General features: G+C 74.6%; 13 protein-coding genes. 9 read left to right on the plus strand and 4 right to left on the minus strand.

The window, feature by feature from the left end:
- Nucleotides 1–18 precede the first annotated feature (18 nt).
- Entirely contained in the window at nt 19–5,403 is a 5,385-nt protein-coding gene (locus OG199_RS42970; protein WP_405827239.1) for an amino acid adenylation domain-containing protein, read from the minus strand.
- A 463-nt stretch (nt 5,404–5,866) separates the two neighbouring features.
- Nucleotides 5,867–6,463, minus strand: a complete 597-nt coding sequence (locus OG199_RS42975) for a TetR family transcriptional regulator (RefSeq protein WP_405827237.1) — start codon at nt 6,461–6,463, stop codon at nt 5,867–5,869.
- Nucleotides 6,464–6,688: 225 nt separating this feature from the next.
- Between OG199_RS42975 and OG199_RS42980 the strand changes: the two genes are divergently transcribed.
- The 7 genes from OG199_RS42980 (at nt 6,689) to OG199_RS43010 (ending at nt 13,063) form a co-directional block, all read left to right on the plus strand.
- The gene (locus tag OG199_RS42980) at nt 6,689–7,300 is read left to right on the plus strand and encodes an ATP-binding protein (RefSeq protein ID WP_401808836.1); all 612 of its coding nucleotides are present in this window, start codon (nt 6,689–6,691) and stop codon (nt 7,298–7,300) included.
- Between the two features lie 884 nt (nt 7,301–8,184).
- Nucleotides 8,185–8,322, plus strand: a complete 138-nt coding sequence (locus OG199_RS42985) for a hypothetical protein (RefSeq protein ID WP_168500444.1) — start codon at nt 8,185–8,187, stop codon at nt 8,320–8,322.
- A 112-nt stretch (nt 8,323–8,434) separates the two neighbouring features.
- Nucleotides 8,435–9,280 (plus strand): JmjC domain-containing protein, encoded by an 846-nt coding sequence (locus OG199_RS42990; protein ID WP_401808840.1) that lies wholly within the window; start codon nt 8,435–8,437, stop codon nt 9,278–9,280.
- Nucleotides 9,277–10,254, plus strand: a complete 978-nt coding sequence (locus OG199_RS42995; protein ID WP_401808843.1) for a JmjC domain-containing protein — start codon at nt 9,277–9,279, stop codon at nt 10,252–10,254. The genes OG199_RS42990 and OG199_RS42995 overlap by 4 nt, the downstream gene beginning before the upstream one ends.
- Before the next feature lie 5 nt (nt 10,255–10,259).
- Nucleotides 10,260–10,793 carry a GNAT family N-acetyltransferase gene (locus tag OG199_RS43000; RefSeq protein ID WP_405827233.1) on the plus strand — a complete coding sequence of 178 codons (534 nt, stop codon included), beginning with the start codon at nt 10,260–10,262 and terminating at the stop codon, nt 10,791–10,793.
- 78 nt (nt 10,794–10,871) lie between these two features.
- On the plus strand, nt 10,872–12,131 hold the full coding sequence (locus tag OG199_RS43005; RefSeq protein ID WP_405827231.1) for an MFS transporter: 1,260 nt from the start codon (nt 10,872–10,874) through the stop codon (nt 12,129–12,131).
- 50 nt (nt 12,132–12,181) lie between these two features.
- Nucleotides 12,182–13,063, plus strand: coding sequence for an aminoglycoside N(3)-acetyltransferase (locus OG199_RS43010; protein WP_401808848.1), 882 nt, complete (start codon nt 12,182–12,184; stop codon nt 13,061–13,063).
- A 165-nt stretch (nt 13,064–13,228) separates the two neighbouring features.
- Here the strand turns inward: OG199_RS43010 and OG199_RS43015 are convergent, their stop codons facing one another.
- Nucleotides 13,229–13,552 (minus strand): acyl carrier protein, encoded by a 324-nt coding sequence (locus tag OG199_RS43015; RefSeq protein WP_351725100.1) that lies wholly within the window; start codon nt 13,550–13,552, stop codon nt 13,229–13,231.
- 239 nt (nt 13,553–13,791) lie between these two features.
- The gene (locus OG199_RS43020) at nt 13,792–14,193 is read right to left on the minus strand and encodes a hypothetical protein (RefSeq protein ID WP_405827229.1); all 402 of its coding nucleotides are present in this window, start codon (nt 14,191–14,193) and stop codon (nt 13,792–13,794) included.
- Nucleotides 14,194–14,586: 393 nt separating this feature from the next.
- Here OG199_RS43020 and OG199_RS43025 point away from each other — a divergent pair, with 393 nt between their 5' ends.
- Together OG199_RS43025 and OG199_RS43030 are read left to right on the plus strand one after the other, a co-directional pair.
- Nucleotides 14,587–15,948: an aminotransferase class V-fold PLP-dependent enzyme gene (locus OG199_RS43025; protein ID WP_405827227.1), complete on the plus strand. Its 1,362-nt coding sequence runs from the start codon at nt 14,587–14,589 to the stop codon at nt 15,946–15,948.
- Between the two features lie 30 nt (nt 15,949–15,978).
- Nucleotides 15,979–16,968, plus strand: a complete 990-nt coding sequence (locus OG199_RS43030) for a LysR family transcriptional regulator (protein ID WP_405827225.1) — start codon at nt 15,979–15,981, stop codon at nt 16,966–16,968.
- Nucleotides 16,969–17,637: the final 669 nt, after the last annotated feature.

Consider the following 17,637-nt stretch of genomic DNA (forward strand, 5'->3'; position numbering starts at 1 on the left):
GACGGGCGCGGGGCCGGGTCAGCGGGTGGTCTGCAGGTGGTCCAGGCACAGCTCGTACAGGTCCTCGGCGTGGGTCTCGTGCCAGCCCTCGGGGGCGGGTACGGAGGCCGGCCACAGGGCGTGGCGGTCGCGGGCGTCGGACAGGACGACGAAGGTGCCGTACTCGTCGGCGAAGGGGTCGTCGGCCGGGGGCGGGCCCAGCACGGTCAGCCGGCCGTCGGCGTCGATGCGGGCGGCCCGGCCGGTGCGCCACATGAGGGCGGTCTGCTCGCCGGGGCCGGCCAGCGGGTCGGGCAGGAAACGCTCGCCGGTGGCGGCGGGCCGGCCGGCGTAGCCGTGGGCGACGCCGGCGCCCGCGATGTAGAGGCTTCCGGTGCGGCCGGCCGCGGCGGGCCGCAGCTGCGCGTCCAGGACGTAGGCGCGGTGGCCCGGGGCGGGCCGGGGCCCGGCGGGGGTGTGTTCGATCCGCAGCCGGCCCTCCGGCCAGCCGCCGGGCACGCTCAGGGTGAGGTGCTCGGCGGCGGCGCGGGCCAGGAGCGCCTCGCCCGCGGCGCCCAGCAGCACGCTCGCGCCGCAGCCGCGCAGCCAGTCCAGGACGGCGGCGGGTGCGGCACCCTCCAGGGGGCCGGCGGGCAGATGGACACGGGCGCCGCGGACGAGGGCGGCGAGCAGGCCGAGGGCGGTGTCCGCGTCCGGGTAACCGGCGCTCAGCCAGGCCGCGTCGGCGGCCGGGGCGAGGGTGGCGGCGGCGACGGCCTCGGAGCCGATCTCCACCAGCGGGCCCGCCGCCGCGGCCACGTCCGCCGTAGTGGTGGTGTCCGGCGTGCCGGTGGTGTCCGGTGTGGCGGGGGCCAGGACCACCGGGTGCGCGGGGTGCGCGGGGTGCGGTGGGCGGACGGGCCGGGCGGGGATGGCGGGCAGCAGGTCGGCGGCCGGGTCGCGGACCAGGCGGGCGGCTTCGGGTACGGGCGGCAGAGCGCGGTCGGCGGCCTCGTCGAGGAGCAGTACGGCGGGCCGGGCGGAGGCGGGCAGGGCGCGGGCCGGGTCGAGGGGCAGGCAGGCCGCGCCGGTCTTGGCGATGGCGAGGACGGCGACCGCGAAGCCGGTCGGTGAGGCGATCGCGGTGGCCACCGCGGTGCCGGGGCCGGCCCGGTGGGCGAGCAGGGCGTGGGCGAGCAGGTCGGAACGGGCGTCCAGTTCGGCGTAGTCCATACCTGCCAGGGCCGGTGCGCCGGGGGCCCGGGCGGCCTGCGCGGCGAACAGGGCGGCGACCCCCTCTTCGGGCAGCTCCAGCGCCGGCCCCGCCCACCGCCGCGTACCGCCGGCGAGGGATTCGGGCGCGGTGCGCAGCCTGCTCAGGACGGTGGCGGGAGCGTCCAGAGCGGCCTCGAGCAGCGCGGTCAGCAGGCCGGTCAGATGGGCGGCGGCCGTCTCACCGACGCTCTCGTGATCGAAGGCGGCGCTGACGGTGATGCCGGCCGGCGCACCGGCGGGGGTGTGGCGTTCGGTCAGGGTCAGGCCGAGGTCGGCGTCCTGCGCCGGGAGCTGCGGCGGGGCCGCCTGCACGGTGAGCCCGGCCGCCTCGTACTCGCCGCAGCTCTCCGCCAGGACGCTCAGGGCGATGCCGCCGGGCCGGGCCAGGGCCGCGCCGCCGGAGCGGTAGGCGGCCAGGTCGGCGGTGCGCACCCGCCGCAGCAGGTCGGTGAAGGCCGGGTCGCCGGAGGTGTCCACGGACAGCGCCAGCACCCGCCCGTAGGGTCCCACGGCGCGGCGCAGGGCGGCGCTGTCGCGGGCCGGCACCGGCGCGGCCAGGGTGATGACGTCTCCCGCGCCGAGCCGGGCGAGCAGGGCCGCGAGCGCCGCGTGCACCACCATGAACAGGGTGGTGCCCTGCTCGGCGGCCAGCCGGACCAGCCGCTCGTGCAGGCCCGCGTCCCAGTCGAGGTCGAGCCGGCCGCCGTCCCGGCCGCCGGCCGGGGACGGCCCGCTGCCCGGCAGCACCGTGGGCGAAAGATCACCGGCCGCCGCCCGGGGAGCCGCCTCCGGCACGCCGCCGTCCCGGTGCGGGGCGTCACCGGTGGCCCGCGCCCCGTAGGCCAGGGCGAGTTCGGCGGCCAGCGGGGTGTGCGACCACAGGTCGACCAGGCCGGCGGGCACCGTGAGCTCCAGCAGATGGTCGTCGGCGGCCAGGGTACGCAGCCGGGTGCCCGCCGACCCCAGCCGGCTGTTGCGCAGCGCCTCGTGACGCCGCCCGAGGTCTCCGAGCGCCTCCTCCAGCGCCCGTACGCTCAGCGCACCGCGCAGTCGCAGCGGCAGCACCGCGCAGCCCTCCCCGGCGCAGGCCCGGCCCGGACCGGTGGCAGCGGCCGGCCGGTCACCGGCGAGAGCGGCGAACAGCGCGGGAGTGGGCGCCTCGTACAGGGCACGGCTGCCCGGATCGGCGCCCAGCACCGCCCGCGCCCGGGCCAGCAGCCGGGCCGCGGCCAGCGAGTGCCCGCCGATCCGGAAGAAGTCGGAATCGGCGTGGACGGTGCGCCGCGGCACACCGATCACCTCGGCGAACAGATCACGGACGATCTCCTGCAGCGGGGTGCCGGGCGGCGTGCCGGGCCGGTCGGCGCTGAACGCGGGCACGGGCAGCGCGGCACGGTCCACCTTGCCGTTGGCGTTCAGCGGCAGCGCCGCGAGGGTCATCAGCGCCGACGGGATCATGTAGTCCGGCAACTGCTCCTGCAGATAGGCCCGCAGGACGACCTCGGTGTCGACGGTGCTTCCGAACGCGGTCGGCGTGTTGGCGCAGGCCTCGGCGGGCACCTCGGGGCCCGCGTACACACCGGTCAGGGGACCGGCGGGCACCTGTACGGGGTCGACGAAGACGATGTCCAGGAGCCGGCCCTCCTCGGCCGACCAGGTCGGCAGGGCCCGGTAGCCGGCGCGTTCCCCGGCCGCGCACAGCTCCTCCGGGTCGGGCGCGCTCCCGCCGTCGGACAGAAGGGCCACCGCGCCGGCCGGGCCCGCCGTGCCGTCCCGCAGGGCGCGCATCGCCGTCCACTCGCCGTGCACCCGCCGGTTGGGCACCCCGGCCAGCCGCACGGCGGCGGGCCGCCGCGCACGCAGGTACGCCTCCACACCGGCCGGGGAGGCGGCGTCACGGCCCCACACCACACGGGAGGCGGGGGAGAGGTCCAGGACGGGAGCGGCGGTGGACAGCACCGCCTCGTAGCGGTAACGGGTCAGTTCGTTGTGCGCGCCGCCGCGCTTGACCCGCACGTCCACCGCGCGCACGGCGGGCAGTTCACGCGCCCAGGCGGCGAACAGGTCCGGAGACAGCAGCAGTTCGGTCTCCAGCGCCCCCCGCTGCTCGACCGCGCGCCACACGTCCGCGCCGTCGCCCGGCTCCGGCTGCCCGGCGCGGGCGGCGAGTTCGACCCCGGTCTGCAGGCAGGACGCCAGGTCGAGGTTGCGCACATCACCCAGGAGGACCGAGCCGCCGGGCGCGAGCAGCGGCAGCACACCCTCGACGACGGAACGCAGATAGGCGAGATGGGGAAAGTACTGGACCACCGAGTTGACGACGACGGTGTCGAAGTGCCCGGCCGGCAGGCCGTCCAGGTCGTCGGCGCCCCGGCAGCTCAGCCGCACCTTGCCGCGCAGCCGCTCGTCCGCCCCGGTCTGCGCGCGCAGCGCCTCGATGACGGAGGCGGAGAAGTCGGTCGCCCAGTACTCCTCGCACTCCGGCGCGCCGGCCAGCTGCGCCATGAGCAGACCGGTGCCGACACCGATCTCCAGGATGCGCCGCCCGCCGAGCTCACGGATGCGCTCCACCGTCGCCGCCCGCCACTGCCGCATCTGCTCCAGCGGGATGGGCCGGGCGTCGTAACTGCTGTTCCAGCCCGCGAAGTTCTCCCCGTACGCGGCCCCGGCGGCGTCGTCGTAGAGCGTCTCGTAGATCTCCTTCCACTCGGTGAGCTGCTCGCTCTCCCGCGCCGCGGCCCGGTGCGCGGCCGGCACCACGTGCGCCACCAGACGCCGCTCCCCGCCCGCGCCGTTGCCGTCGTTGCCGTCGTTGTGGTCGTTGTTGTCAGCGGTGGTGTGCACCGACACGACCGCCTCGGACACCGCCGGATGCGCGGTCAGCACGGACTCGATCTCGCCGAGCTCGATGCGGAAGCCGCGCAGCTTGATCTGGTTGTCGACCCGGCCGGTGAACTCCATCGCCCCGTCCTCGCGCAGCCGCACCAGGTCGCCCGTGCGGTACAGCCGGCCCCCGCCGGGGGTGAAGCGGTCCTCGACGAACCGCTGCGCGGTCAGCTCGGGCCGGTCCAGGTAGCCGGTGGCCAGTCCCGGCCCGCCCAGCAGGAGTTCACCGCTGCCGCCCGGCGCGGCCGGCCGGCCGTCCGCGGCCACCACGACGGCGACGGTGGCACCCAGCGGCCGTCCGATCGGCACGGTCCGCGCGTCCTTCGCGACCGCGGTCACCTCGTGCCAGGTGGCGAACGTGGTGGTCTCGGTGGGCCCGTACACGTGCAGCAGCCGCTCGGGCCCGCCCGCCGCCAGGACCTGCCGTACCCGGCGCGGGTCGCAGGCCTCGCCGCCGAACAGGACGGTGCGCAGCGGGGCGAAGGCGTCGGGCCGCTCGCGGGCGATCTGGTGGAACAGCGCGGTGGTCAGGAAGACGGTGCTCACGCCGTGCTCGCGGACCGCGGCGGCGAAGCGGGCCGGATCGATGACGGTGTCCTTGGCCAGCCCGACCAGACGGGCACCGGCGGCGAGAGCGGACCAGATCTCGAAGGTGACCGCGTCGAAGGCGGGGTTGGCGGCCTGGGCGACCACGTCGTCCGGTGTCAGACGCACGTAGTCGGTGGAGGCGACGAGGTCCAGGACGGCGCGGTGCGGGACGACGACGCCCTTGGGGGTGCCGGTGGTCCCGGAGGTGTAGCAGACGTAGGCCGCGTCCTCGGGCCCCGGCCGCACGGCCGGCAGGCTCCCGGGCCGGGCCGCGATCAGGGCGGCGTCCGCGTCCAGGTCGACGGCCACCGCGTCCAGTCCCGCGTACTCCCCGGCCCCGGCCCCCTCGGTCAGCACGGCGCGGGCCGCGCTGTCCCGCACGATCAGCCGGCGGCGCAGGCCCGGATGGGCCGGGTCCACCGGCACGTACGCCGCACCGGCCCGCACCACGGCCAGGAAGGCGGTCACCAGACCCGGGCCCGGCCCGAGCGCGGTCACCACCCGGTCCCCGGGACCGACCCCCAGCGCCCGCAGATGGGCGGCGAGACGGTTGGCGGCCCCGCTCAGCTCCCGGTAGGTCAGCGAGACGTCGCGGCCGCCGGCCGAGGGGTAGGTGACGGCGGTCGCCTCGGGCCGCGTACGGACGTGCTGCTCGATCAGGCCGGAGAGTGACATACGGGCTCGCTCCTTCGACAGCGGCTCGGAAGGACGGACGACTCCGCCTTGGCAAAACCTTGCCAAGATGTTGGCAACAGGATCTTGAGAGTGCGTCTCGCACCGCTGGAGCACCGCTGGAGCCGCGGGCGACGGCCGACGGGCGCTTGGGCGGGGGCGGTTGGCGGGCCCGGCGGCAAGGGCCCCTGTGCCCGGCCGGACCAGGACCGTCATCTGGACCGGCCTTGATCCGGACCGCTCGGCCGGGCCGGTGCTCATGGGCCGGCACGGTGCTCAGTGACAGGTGGCGCAGTGCCTCAGGCGTCCGGGCGGCGACATGCCTCCCCCGCCCCCCGTCGGCCGATGTGTACTGCCCGCGCGGCACGCGCCGGTGACCGGGCGCCGCCGCCCACGGCACTGCCCGCGTGCGTCCCGTCCCGGGCCGCGAGGCGGAGCGGGGCGGCGGACCCTCTCCGGTGACCGCCTAGACGTCCCGCCAGCCGGCTTCGAGGCGGTCGAGGAGGGTGTGGAAGGCCGCGCCGGCCCGGTCCCAGTCGCCGTCGGTCAGGGGTGCGAGGAGCAGGCCGAAGGAGGCGTCGACCAGGAGGGAGGCCTCCGTCCCGGCCCGGGCCTCGGCCATGCCCAGGTCGCGGAAGACGGAGGTGAGCAGGCCGGTCCACCCGCTCAGCACGTCGCGCATGACGGGCCCGTACCGCTCGGGGTGGAGCAGGCCGGCGGCCATGACCTCGAGATAGAGGGGGAGTGTGGCGCGCAGGTCGGGGTTGCTGAACTGCTGCCAGGTCTCCTCCATGAAGCGGCGCACCCCCGCCGCGTCCCGGGGGGAGCCGGCGGGGTCGAGCAGGCTCCGGGCGCGCAGGAGCGGTCGCCTCTCGTACACGGTGAGCGCCTCGGCGATCATGCGTTCCTTGGTCCCGAAGTAGTACAGGAGCATGCGGTCGCTGGTCCCCAGGGCCCGGGCGAGCGGGCGCAGGGACAGGTCGGCCACACCGTTGTCGATCATGTATTTGCGGACCTGCTCCAGGAGGTCGCGTCGTTTGGCCGGGTCGGGCGGCCGTGACATGAAGGGCTCCTACCTGCAGTGATGCGGGGCCGAACGAACCCAGCATGTCCGATTCATTAATCTTCGTCCAGGTATTTACCGTAGCACTCGCTACATGTATATTTATTGGCGTAGCGACCGCTACGTGAATGTGAATGTGGGACCTGGCGCAGGCCGCCCCGGACGTCGGACCTCCGCCGTTCCCGACGGTCATCGTCGCCGGCAGTACGGAAGGGACTGATTCCCATGGCCGCCTGGGCCATCGACCTCGCCTCGATCTCACGACGGGGGTGCCTCGCCTGGTTCTCCCGCGGTCGGACGGAGGGGCCCGGGCGGAAGGCTGCCGCGGACCACGCTCAGGACGAGGACCGGTCCGAGAAGGGCGCACCCACCTCCTCGTGGATCACCCGGAGCCAGGCCCTGTGGTCGCGCTCCCTGGAGCCCCTGCGGCCGCTCGACGCGCCGCGCGCCCGGGCCACTGCCTGGGACGCCTCCTGGCCCCTGCCGAGGGAGCTGACCTCGGTCCGCCGGGCCCGGCGCCTGGCGACCGCCCAGCTGAGCGAATGGGATCTGGAGGACCTGGCCGACACCGCGGAACTCCTGGTCAGCGAGCTGGTCACCAACGCCCTGCGGCACACGCGCGGCCCGCTGCGGCTCAACCTGTACGCACGCGGCTCCCACCTGCGGTGCGAAGTGGAGGACACCGACCCCACCGGCCCCGTACGCCGCTTCGTCGACGCCGACGCGGAGGGCGGACGCGGTACCGAACTGCTCGATCTGCTCACCGAGAGCTGGGGCAGCACCCGTACGGCCACCGGCAAGACCATGTGGTTCGAGATGCCCACGCAGACGCTCTGACCCAGGGGGCACCGCGCGTCGCCGCACGCCTCCGGGCCGCCGCCGGGGAACGGACCCGGGCAACGCAAGGAGGCGCGTGACCGTGCCCACCGCACACCGGCAGCGGCCGCATCGTGTCGGCCGCACCGGGTGCTTTCCGTCATCGCCCCCGGTCCGGGCCCCGTCTCGAGCCGTTCTCGTGCAATTCTGCGGCAGCCCCCGGCACGGTGCGTCCACACGGCCATGACGCCGCAAGCCGCGCGATCCCCGACCCCGCTCCCGAACCTCCGCCCGTCAACTCGGCGTCCACCAGCCTCCGTTCGCCCACGGACCGGCCCTGGATCCCCGATCCGCGGCCCCTGACTCCCCGCGCGCCCCCGCCCCTCAACTCGACGTCCACCAACCTCCGTTCGCCCACGGACCGGCCCGCGATCCCCCGATCCGCGGCCCCGCTCCCGCGAACCCCCACCCGTGAACTCGGTTTCCACCAGCCTCTGTTCGCCGACGGACCGGTCCGTGACCCGCGGCCTCGCCCATGCGAACCCTCGCCCCGCAACTCCGTGTCCACCGGCCTCCGTTCGCTCACCGCCCCGCCCGCGATCCCCGACCCGCAGACCCCCCTCCCTGCGTGCCCCCTCCCCTCAACCCACCGCTCACCGGCCCCTGTTCGTCACTGCTCCGCCCGGGATCCCCGATCCGCAGTCCCGCCCCCGCGAACCCCCTCCCCTCAACTCGCCGCTCACCGGCCCCCGTTCGCCAACGCCCCGCCCCCGCCCCGCCCGCCCCGGCGGGGCTCGACCGTCGCACCCGAGCGCGGTCAAGGACCGCGCGAGGCCCCGCTGGCATGCTCCAGGGCAGCTCACCGCACCACCGCGGTGAGAACCCCGCCGCCTGTGGAGGCTGACATGGGTATCCGCGACACGAAGAACGCGATCGACAACTCCGAGAACCCGGAGGAGCTGGCGCAGACGAACATCAGCGCCGAGGAGGAGGACGCCTTCGACTCCCCGAAGACGATCATGAACCAGATCTCCAACGCCTGACACGCCAGACGGCTCTGCCCGGCCGGAACGCCCGCACTCAGCCGAGCGCTCCGGCCGGCGCCCGGACACCGAAGACACCAGAGCCCTGGGGGTCGGGTTGAACACGTCGCTCGTGGACACTCTGCGCGGCGAGGGAATCTTCGCCGACGCATGGAACAAGGAATTCAGGATCCTCCGCGGCGCGGTCGATCCCGCCGACCACCTCTCCTCCGCCTTCATCGAACAGAAGCTGGACGCCAGCCTGCTGCGCTGGCCCTACTTCTCGGTGCTGCGCCACGGAGCCGTACCGCCGGAAAGCGCCTACACCCGCTCCCGGGACGTCATCGGGCACCAGCGACCCGGCTTCCCCGACGCCGCGGCCGTCCGCCGGCTGATGTCGGCCGGCGGCACCCTCAAGCTCAACCAGCTCTCCGACTGGCACCGCCCCACCCGCACCGTCGTCGAACAGCTCCAGGCCGCCGCCCCGGTCGCGGTGGCCTCCTACGTCTTCTGGACCCCGCCCGAGAGCCGCGGCATGCTCCCGCACCGCGACGCCTCCCACGTCGTGGCCCTCCAGCTCGAAGGCCGCAAGGAATGGCAGCTGTACGCCGGCTCGCAGCAGGTCCGTGCCGACGCGGGCCTCGACGTCGACGCCGCCCACCCCACCCACACCTTCGTCCTGGAACCCGGTGACGTGCTCTACCTGCCGCACGGCTGGCCCCACGACGCCATCGCCCGCGACGGCGACTCCCTCCACCTCACCTTCACCCTCACCGAACCCACCCCCGACGACCTCCTCGAAGCACTCGGCCGCCACCTCCTGGACGCGGACTCCGACCTGGCCCACCGCTTCCACACCACCACCCTCGAACAGCGCACCGAGCAGGTCCGCACCGCCCTGCTCGCGCACACCCGCCACCTCGACGACGACACCTGGGCCCACGCCGCCCTCACCGCCATGCGGGAGGTGACAGGATGACCACCACCCAGAAGAGCCAGCACACCCCCGACGCCACCAGCACCCCCAACACCCGGGCCGCACAGACCACTTCGTCCGCACCGGACGCCCCGGCCACCCGGATCACCCTCAAGGACCTGGTCGGCGACACCGACGCGTTCTTCCGCGACCACTGGGCCACCCAGCCCGCCGTCTTCCGCGCCTCGGCCGACCTGACCGGCCTGATCACCGAGCAGGAGATGTGGGAGGAGGTGGACTGCGGGCTGCTGATCCGCCCCTACTTCACCGCCTTCGACGAAGGCGTGCGCACCGCCGTCTCCGAGATGACACGCTCACGCACCATCGTCGGCCACCACGTCCCCGGCTACATCAACCCCGCCCAGATCAAGGCGGACTTCGCCGCCGGCGGCACCTTCAAGTTCAGCCAGCCCGAACACTGGCACCCCCGCCTGCGCGCCCTCGTCCAGGCACTGGCACCCGAATTCCGCGCCGAACTCGAGTCGTTCGTCTTCCTCAGCCCACCCGGCAAGACCGCCATCGCCGCCCACATGGACGGCTCCCACGTCCTCGTCCTGCAGATCGCCGGCGTCAAGGACTGGGTGGTGGGCCGGCTCGACGAGACCTCGACCAGCGACTCCGACCGCTACACCGGCGGCGTCATCCCGTACGACCGGCGCATGGAGGTCACCCTGCGCCCCGGCGACGTGCTCTACATGCCGCACGGCACCCCGCACTCCGCCACCGCCCGCATCGGCACCTCCCTCCACATCGCCGTCACCATCGAGGAACCCACCCCCCAGGACCTCGCCAACGTCCTCCTCGCCGAACTCCTCGGCCTGCCCGAGTTCGAGGCCCTCACCCGGCACCACCACGAACTGTCCCTGGCCGAACGCCTCACCCGGCTGCGCGCCCTGCTCACCCGCACCCTCGACGCGGCGGACGGGACCCAGGTGCTCAAACAGGCCGTACGCCTCAAGGCCGGGCACCTCGGATGAGACCGGTGCTGCGCCCGGCGACCGTGCTGCGCCCGGTGACCTCCGCGGACCTCGACCGGTTCGACACGGAGTTCGCCGGGCCCGACGGACCGGGCCCCTACCAGTGGTTCGGGCACACGCCGACCCTGCGGCTGCGCCGACTGCTCGACGAGCGAGGCCTGCTCGGCGGTGACGAGAACATGCTGTCCGTCACCGTCGACGACACCCTCGCCGGACGCGTCGAGTGGTTCCGCCGCGCGTGGGGACGCGTGGAGACCTCCGCCTGCTGGGAGATCGCGATCGGCCTGTTCGCCGCCCACCGCGGCCAGGGCATCGGAACCCAGGCGCAGCGCCTGCTCGTGGACTACCTCTTCACCCACACCCGGGCCGAACGCGTCCAGGTGTGCACCGACGCCGGCAACCTCGCCGAACAACGCGCCGCCGAGAAGGCCGGCTTCGCACTGGAGGGCCGGGTCCGCCGCGCCCAGTGGCGCGCCGGCACCTGGCACGACCAGCTCCTCTACTCCGTCCTGCGCCCCCTCGGCCCGCCCGCCCCCTGACCTTCCACCGCCCGACCCCGACCCCGTAGCTGCAGCTGTAGCCGTAGCCGTAGCCGTACGACCGAGCGGAGAGCGCGCATGCCCCTGTTCCCGGCCAGTCTGCAAGGCCCCGCACGGCAGCTCGCCGTCCTGCACGGCATCGACGGCATCGGCGTGGGCCTGTACATGTCCGGCTCCGCGGTCTACCTCACCCAGGTCACCGGCCTGAGCCCGGCCCAGATCGGCATGGCGCTGTCCGCCGCCGGACTGACCGGGCTGCTGGCCTCGGTGCTGTTCGGCATGGTCGCCGACCGCACCGGGGCACGCCCGCTGCTGACCTGGCTGCTGATCGGGCTGGGCTGCGGCTACCTCGCACTGCCCGCCGTGCACGCGGCCTGGCAGTTCGTCGTCCTGGCGGTGGCGGTGGGCGCCCTGCAGTTCGGCACCGGCCCCTCCTTCATGTCCCTGATCGCCGAACTCGCCCCCGGCCAGGACCGGGTGAACGCGCGCGCCGCCATCCGCTCCGTCGGCAACGCCAGCATGGGCCTGGGCACCCTGGCCGCCGCGGTCCTGCTCGCCGTCGGCACCCGTGGCGCCCTCCAGGTCATCCCGCTCGCCAACGGCGTCACGTTCCTGGTGGCGGGCCTGCTGGTGCACCGGCTGCCCGCGGCCGCCGCCCGCCCCGCCCCGCCCGCCGCGGGACGCTTCACGGCGCTGCGCGACGGGCCGTTCCTGCGGGTCGTCGCGGTCAACGCGGCGCTGTCGCTGCACGACTCCGTGCTGGCGGTGGCCATCCCGCTGTGGATCGTCGTCGGCACCGGTCTGCCCACCGTGCTCACCCCCCTGCTCATCGGACTCAACACCGTGCTGTGCGTACTGCTCCAGGTCCGGGCGGCCAGGGGCAGCGACGACCTGCCCGGCGCCGCCCGCCTCGCCCGCCGCGCGGGCCTCGCCGGGGCCGCGTCCTGCCTGCTCCTGATCCCCACCGGCCATCTCGACACCCTCACCGCCGGGTTCCTGGTGTGCGCCGCCTTCGTGGTGATGACCGGCGCCGAACTGTGGCACGCGGCCGGGTCCTTCGGCATCGGCATCGGCCTGGCCCCCGAGGACCGGCGCGGCGAGTACCTCGGCGCCTTCCAGCTCCACCACGGCCTGCAGTCGATCCTCGGCCCGCTGATCCTGACCGCGTTCATCGGCCACGGCTCCGGGCTCGGCTGGACGGCGGCCGCGGTCCTGTTCACCGCCGCGGCCCTCCTCGTCCAGCCCGCCGTACGCGCCGCCGCCGCTGCCGCCGCTGCCGCCTCAGCCGCCGAAGCGCCGGCACCCCGGCCCACCGCGGACCAGCCCGCCCTGGACTGACCCCGAAGAGACCGAAGAGGTCAAAGACACCGCAGATACCGGAGGCACGGATGCTGCACCCCGCCGCCGATGCCCGCACCCCCGGCCCCTACGACGGCCGCGAACTGGCCCGGGACCTGCGGGCCCTGGGCGTCGAGCGCGGTGACGTCGTCATGGTCCACACCTCGCTGAGCGCCCTGGGCTGGACGGTGGGCGGGCCCGTCGCCCTCCTGCGGGCCCTGCGGGAGGCCGTCGGGGCGTCGGGAACCCTCGTGGTGCCCGCCTTCACCACCTACCTGACCGACCCGGCGACCTGGGTCCAGCGGCCCGTGCCCCCCACGTGGTGGCCCCACATCAGGGCGTCCCTGCCCCCGTTCGACCCGGACGTGCACCCCGTCCAGCCACGCCTTGGCCGCTTCCCCGAGTTCGTACGGACCCTGCCCGGCGTCCACCGCTCCACGCACCCGCTCTACTCGCTGGCCGCCTCCGGCCCCGCCGCGCCCGCCCTGCTCGCCGCCCACCCGCTGCCCTACGGCCTGGGCGCGCGCAGCCCGCTGAGCGCGCTGGGCGGTGCGGCCGCGAAGGTCCTGCTGATCGGGGTGGGCTGGGACAAGTGCACCGTCCTGCACCTGGCCGAACACCTCACCCCCTACCCGGGGCGCCGCGTCCACCGCATGCGGGTGCCCCGCGCGGGACACGACGGGGCCACCGTCTGGCAGGGCAGCGACCAACTCGTCATGTACGAGGGTGACTACGCGCGCATCGGCGACCGGGCCGCCCGCGCCGGTCTGGTCCGGGAGGGCCCCCTCGCCGCCGCCCGCGCCCTGTTGTGCCCGGTCGCCGACCTCGTGGACCTGGCCTGCGGCTGGCTGGAGCGGCACCGCGACCTGAGCGCCTGGGGCGTGGCACCGAACATGACCGGCGTACGGGAGGCCCCCGCCACGGCACTGTGACCGGCGGGGGCCTGGTATTCCGGCTGTTCCCGGCTGTTCCCGGCACCGTCACCGGCGCCGGGACGCTGTCGAGGGCGGAAGTGCTGTCGAAGGGGCCGCCGCACATGTCCTCGGGAGTGTCCGGGGGAGTGGTGCTGCGGCCGGCGCCGGGGTGTGCGGCAACGGTCAGGCGACGGCCCAGGGACCCAGGTCCCGTGTACGCCGACCGGCTGCCGAGGGCCGGCTCTCGTCCCAGGCCGGCTGCAGCGCGGCGGAGAGGATGCCCCACAGCTGACCGGCGGTCAGGGTGTGCACGGGGATGACGACCTGGCCGGCCAGACTGACCCGGAACGCCGACTCCAGTGCGCCGACGATGCCGATGAGTGCCATCGAGTCCAGCCCGTAGGCCTCCATCGGAACGTCGGCCGCGGGCTCCTTGTCCTTGCCGAGCCCCGGCAGGCCCTGGCGCAGTACGTCCTCGAATTTCGCGTTCCACGGTACGTGGGCCATCGGGCGACTTCCTTCCGGACACGGGAGAGGGGGAGCGGTGCTCCGAGCAGCACCGTGCCGGATCCCGCTCGAGCCGCCGTGGACGCCTGCTCAGGCCGGCCGCCGCGATCGCCCGGCACACGACCGAAGCCCCCGCCACGGCGCTGCCGGCGGGGGCCTCAAGACTCGGTTGGTTCGGTGGGCTCGGTGGGTGCGCCGGGTTGCGGCGGACCTGTGGTCGGATACGGCATCCGTGCCCGTCAGACGGCCGCGACGGTGTCCGCCTTGGGCCAGCCGATGTTGGTGTCGTCGGCCGCGACGGTGTCCGCCTTGGGCCAGCCGATGTCGCCCGTGGCGGTGGCGTAGGTGGCCTTGGGCCAGCCGATGTTGGTGTCGTCGGCCGCGACGGTGACCGCCTTGGGCCAGCCGATGTCGGTGTTGTCCGCGGAGTCGGCCGCGACGGTCGCCGTCTTGGGCCAGCCGATGTCGGTGTTGTCGGCGTAGGTGACGGCGGCGGCCGGCCACCCGATGGCGGAGGAGACCGTGGTGCCCGCCGACTGCGGCCGGCCGATGCTCTGCGCGGCGCTGCTGACGCCGCCGACGGTGAGGACGGCGGAGGCGACGGCGGCGGTGGTGACGGCGATGCGGGCGAGGTTCTTCATGACGGCTCCTCCGTGGCAATGAAGCGAATCTGCGTTGGTAACTTCTTGCCAAGAAGCTTGGCAACGCGAACTCGGGATCCGCTCGGCATTCGCTGGAGATGAGCTGGAGACCGACGAGAGAGGGGGACCTGCCTGCACGGATGCCTGGCAAAGTTTGTCAACGGCCCTGTTTCCGGGCCTGGTCGGGCCCGGTTCCGAAGGGGTGAACAGCGCTTTCGCGGCCCTTTCGCGGCCCCTTCACTAGAGCGCCGCCGGAGCCGACGTTGCCACCACGACCCCCCGCTAGGCAACATATTGCCAAGCACGTTGGCAATGCTTGCTCGTGGGGTTCGCGCACAGCGGCCCCCGCGTCCTGGCAGCCGATGGCCCCGACAGCGGGGGGAGGCCCCGGAAATGAACGCGACGCCGTCATCCACGGATCAGAAGGACCGAAGGGACTGCACGCCCACAAGCGACCGCACAGACCGCACAGACCGTACGGGCCGCACGGACCGGAGTGACCGCACGGACCGCGACAGCCGCAGCGGCCGGGACGACCGGAACACGGCGGGCGGCCCGGCCGGGCGGACGGTCCATCTGGACACGGCGGGCTGGGGCCGTATGCCCGCCGCCGTACGCGCACTCGTCGCCGACTGCGCGGCCCGTGAGGACCGTTACGGGCCGCACGAACTCGAGGAACACCTCGAACACGTCCTGCGCACCGAGATCCACGACCGTCTCGGCGCCCTGCTCGGCGTCCCGGCCGCCGACACCGCCGTCGTCACGGACGCGGCGACCGCCTTCGACGCGCTGGTCCGCCACCTCGGCCCCGGCCGCGGCGACCGGATCTGGACGACCCCCTACGAGGGAGTGGCCAACCTGACGGCCCTGTACGCCCTGCGCGACCGCACCCGCTGCCGGCTCGAGGTCGTCCCGCTGCGTGAGGACGGAGACCTGGACCTGGAATGGATGGCCCGGCACATCGACGACGACGTCGCCCTCGTCTCGGTCGTCCACGTCCCCTCCGGCCGCGGCATCGTCAACCCGGTCGAGACCATCGGGCGGATCCTCGCCCCGCACCGGTGCCTGTACGCCGTCGACGCCTCCTACGCCGCCGGCCAGCTCCCCGTGGACGCCGCCCGTATCGGATGCCATCTGCTGACCGGCGACGGCTGGAGGTTCCTGCGCGGACCCCACGACGTCGGATTCGCCTACCTGGCACCCCGGTTGCGGGACACGTTCGAGGAGGCCGCCGCACACCGCGCCCCGCCGCAGAACGCGGCCGTCGCGGGCCTCAACGCCGCCCTGGCCCACCACGCGGCGACCCTCACCGGGCCCGCCGGACACGACGGACTGCGGCTGCTGCCCGCCCTGCGCGCCGCGGTCGAGGAGACACCCGGCGCCGAACTGATCACGCCGGGCCTGGTCCAGTCCGGCATCCTCGCCTTCCGTCACCGGGAACTGCCCGCCGCGCTCGTGCGCCGGCAACTCGCGGCCCGCGGCGTCGTCTTGTGGAAGACGGTCGCGCAGGAGATCCCGCTCCTGGACCACCCCGCGGGCACCGCCCTGCGCGCATCCCTCCACCACGGCAGCACCCCCGACGACATCACCCGCTTCGGCCACGCCCTGCAGGCCGTCGTCCGCGAGGAGCGCCCGCAGCCCGCCGGCCCCCACCCGGCCGCCCGCCGCACCGCTCCCGCTGCGGCGGCCCCCGCTGCGACACCCGGCCCCAGGCCGCCCACCCGCCGCCACCTGACCCTGTGCCCCAGCCCGTGACCCCGCAACGCCCGTGGTGAGAATGGGGGCGTGCGTCATGACATCAACCCCAGGCTGCTGCGTGCCTTCGTGGCCGTCGCCGAGGAGCTGCACTTCACCCGGGCCGCCGCCCGGCTGTTCGTCGCGCAGCAGGCGCTCAGCCGGGACATCCGGCACCTGGAACGGGTGTGGGGCAGGGCCCTGTTCGAGCGGGACACCCGGCATGTGGCCCTGACCCGCGAGGGGCAGCGGCTGCTGCCCGTCGTGCGGCATGTTCTGGCCGCCCAGGAACAGCTGGGCCGGGAACTGGAGCAGATCCCGGCCGAGGGGAACGCCCGCCCTCTGATCGTCGACGTCGCGCTCCACGGCTCCACCGGGCCACGTGTCCTGGCAGCGGCCAGGGAGGCGGCTCCCGGCCTGGAGTTCGTCTCCCGGTTCCACAGTGGCCTGACGCGGGCGGCGGCCGAGATGGCGGCCGGCCGGCTCGACGTCTCCTTCGGCCGCGTCGCCGGGCTGCCGGCGGCTGTCCGCGCCGGTCTGGAACACCGGCTGATCCGCTATGACCGACTGGCGGTGCACCTGCCCCCGGAGCACCCGCTGGCCGCCCTGCCGCGGGTGCCGCTGGCCGCGCTGGCCGGCGAAACCGTGTACGCCGCCGCGGGCAACGAGGACACCACCGAGTGGACGGACTACGCGCGCGCCCTGTTCGCGGGCCGCGGTGTCGACCTGGCACCGCCCTTCCCGAAGATCGAGGGCGAGGCCGAGTTCCGGCGGGTCATGCGCAAGCAGGGCTGGTCGGTGCTGGCCAACGTCGACTTCTCGGACGTTCCGGAGATGGCCCTGCGTCCCCTGACCGACCCGGTGCCTCTTTCGCCCGTCTCCCTGGTCTGGCGCCGCGGCCTTCGCCACCCGGGAGTGAGAGCGCTGGCCGACGCCGCTCAAGCCCTCGGCTCGGCCGGGAACTGGCTCGAACGGCCGCCGGACTCCTGGCTCCCCGACGCCGACCGCACCCTCGCCGCGGAGCCCTCGCCCGGCCTCTGAACCGCACCGCCACGTCCGCGGCCGAACACGCCGCTGCCCGGTTGCTCCCGGTTGCCGGTGCCGCCCGGGGGGCGTACCGCCCGACGGCCCCCGGCCCTCCCGTCCAACGGCTCCCTGCCGGGCTACGAGTCACTGACCGTCCACCTGCCGTCGGCGCAGGCCACCCTGGTCGCGTTCCTGAACACCGACATCAGTCACGACGGCGCCGCACCCCGCACGCTCTTCGGCGAGGCGGTCACGAGGAGCGTCCCACCGGGACACGTCTTCGACCTGCCCGCGCAGCCCGCGGCGCGCCGACCGCGCACACCACCGGCACCGGCACGCGGCGGTGCACCAACGCCCCTGGGGGCTGCCGCCCCCAGACCCCCGCTCGCCCGAAGGGCTCGTCCTCGAACGCCGGACGGGCTGAAATGCATGACCCTGGGCGTCAGCCTTCGAGGGCGACCCACCAGCGCGGGGCTCGCATCTCCAGCCCGTCCGGCGTTCGAGGACGAGGCCGTTCAGGCCGATGCGGGGTCCGGGGGCGGCAGCCCCTCGGCGTCCCGCACCGTACCGTCAGGGAGCGGACACCGCGCCGTCGCGGGAGCATGGGCATGACCGGCCCCCACGCCGGGCCGCATCCGGCAGACACGGGAGCGCCGGGACACAGCGAGGAGGGACAGGCCGGTG

Source organism: Streptomyces sp. NBC_01176, from assembly GCF_045039825.1.
GTDB lineage: Bacteria > Actinomycetota > Actinomycetes > Streptomycetales > Streptomycetaceae > Streptomyces.

Excerpts from the sequence above, each read along its gene's own strand:
- OG199_RS42980 (WP_401808836.1), top strand. The coding sequence starts at position 6,689 with ATGGCCGCCTGGGCCATCGACCTCGCCTCGATCTCACGACGGGGGTGC.
- OG199_RS42970 (WP_405827239.1), bottom strand. The coding sequence starts at position 5,403 with ATGTCACTCTCCGGCCTGATCGAGCAGCACGTCCGTACGCGGCCCGAG.
- OG199_RS43020 (WP_405827229.1), bottom strand. The coding sequence starts at position 14,193 with ATGAAGAACCTCGCCCGCATCGCCGTCACCACCGCCGCCGTCGCCTCC.
- OG199_RS43025 (WP_405827227.1), top strand. The coding sequence starts at position 14,587 with ATGAACGCGACGCCGTCATCCACGGATCAGAAGGACCGAAGGGACTGC.
- OG199_RS42975 (WP_405827237.1), bottom strand. The coding sequence starts at position 6,463 with ATGTCACGGCCGCCCGACCCGGCCAAACGACGCGACCTCCTGGAGCAG.
- OG199_RS43015 (WP_351725100.1), bottom strand. The coding sequence starts at position 13,552 with ATGGCCCACGTACCGTGGAACGCGAAATTCGAGGACGTACTGCGCCAG.
- OG199_RS42985 (WP_168500444.1), top strand. The coding sequence starts at position 8,185 with ATGGGTATCCGCGACACGAAGAACGCGATCGACAACTCCGAGAACCCG.
- OG199_RS43005 (WP_405827231.1), top strand. The coding sequence starts at position 10,872 with ATGCCCCTGTTCCCGGCCAGTCTGCAAGGCCCCGCACGGCAGCTCGCC.
- OG199_RS42995 (WP_401808843.1), top strand. The coding sequence starts at position 9,277 with ATGACCACCACCCAGAAGAGCCAGCACACCCCCGACGCCACCAGCACC.
- OG199_RS43010 (WP_401808848.1), top strand. The coding sequence starts at position 12,182 with ATGCTGCACCCCGCCGCCGATGCCCGCACCCCCGGCCCCTACGACGGC.